Raw genomic sequence first — 1,236 nt, 5'->3', positions numbered from 1 at the left:
GTGCTGGGCAGCGCCGGCTCGGTGGTGGCCGTGCGGGTCGGACCCGCCGGCACGTTCGGCACCGTGTCGGCGTCCGCCCCGGGGGACTCGGAGTCGCGTCCCCGCGGCTCGCTCCGGCTGTCGCGGGTCGTCCCGTCGACACCCGTCGTCGGTGACGTCGTGCGCACCCTCGGCAGCATCGACGAGACCCCGTATGCCGCCGGCATCGTCGTCGGTACCGTGACGGCCGTCGACCCCGACCGGGGGCAGCTGACGCGCAGCGCGACGGTGCGGCCCGCCGTCGACCCTGACGCGATCGACGTCGTCGCCGTCCTCCTGCCGTCCGCGCGGACCACGCCCAGGACGGCGACCCGTGCCACGACTGCCGCGCCCGCCGACACGGGCACCCCACGATGAGGCCGACGCTGCTGGGAGTGCTGCGGACGGCATACGTCCWCGTCGCGGCCCTCGTCGTCGCGACGGTGCTGCCGCGTCTCGGCGTGCCGCCGCGCTGGGTGCCGGACCTCGTGCTCATCGGGGTCGTGGCGACGGCGGTGCTCCGGGGCCCCGTCCACGGAGCCCTCGTGGGACTCCTCGCCGGCTGGGTCGTCCAGCTCGTCCCGCCGGTCGGGAGCCCGCTCGGGCTCACCCCCCTCGTCATGATGGTCGCCGGACTCGTCGCCGGCTCCTTCCGTCGCACCTCCTCCCGCTCCCGACTGCGCGCCCCCGTCGCGCTGCTCGCATCGGCCGCCGTCGTGCTCGTTGGACGCCTCGGGTCCGCCGTGCTGGCCGAGGGTGGCGTCGAGGCCGCCGACGACCTGTGGCGGCTCCTGGCGACGGTGGCCGCGGGTGGCCTGCTGCTGCCGCCCCTCCTGGCGCTCGATCGGGCCCTGGTGCGCCGGAGACTCGGATGAGCGCGCGTCCCCGGCGCTCCCGAGTCGGGGTCGTCGGCGTGGTCCTCGTCCTGCTCGTCACGCTCTTCGGGCTGCTGCTGGGCCGGCTGGGTCAGCTCCAGCTCGTCCAGGGTCCTGACCTCGCCCGGGCCTCCGTCACCGTCAACACCCGGACGGTGACCGAGCACGCGCTGCGCGGTCGCATCCTCGACCGCCTCGGGGCGCCCTTCGTCGAGAACACCTTCGACACCGTCGTCACGGTGCAGCGCTCGGTGCTCGTCGACTCCCGCGACGGCGGGCGCGACCTCGTGACCCGGGTCGCCGCAGCGCTCGGCCTGCCGTTCGAGCGGCTGTGGGGCAAGAC

Annotated in this window: 2 protein-coding genes and 1 pseudogene; all 3 read left to right on the top strand. The window is 75.7% G+C overall.

Annotated elements, in window-relative coordinates; translation table 11 throughout:
- A partial coding sequence (locus AC1DP0_RS22015; RefSeq protein WP_478088742.1) for a rod shape-determining protein MreC occupies positions 1-396 on the top strand: 396 nt, incomplete at its 5' end.
- Positions 393-893: a rod shape-determining protein MreD gene (locus AC1DP0_RS22010; RefSeq protein WP_478088740.1), complete on the top strand. Its 501-nt coding sequence runs from the start codon at positions 393-395 to the stop codon at positions 891-893. The genes AC1DP0_RS22015 and AC1DP0_RS22010, both read left to right, overlap by 4 nt.
- Positions 890-1,236, top strand: a pseudogene (locus tag AC1DP0_RS22005) (penicillin-binding protein); the annotation flags it as partial. The gene AC1DP0_RS22010 and the pseudogene AC1DP0_RS22005, both read left to right, overlap by 4 nt.

Source organism: Terrabacter sp. P5_B1, assembly GCF_056400505.1.
Note: the sequence above shows the minus strand (reverse complement) of the source record. Positions and strands in the feature narration are given on the sequence as shown.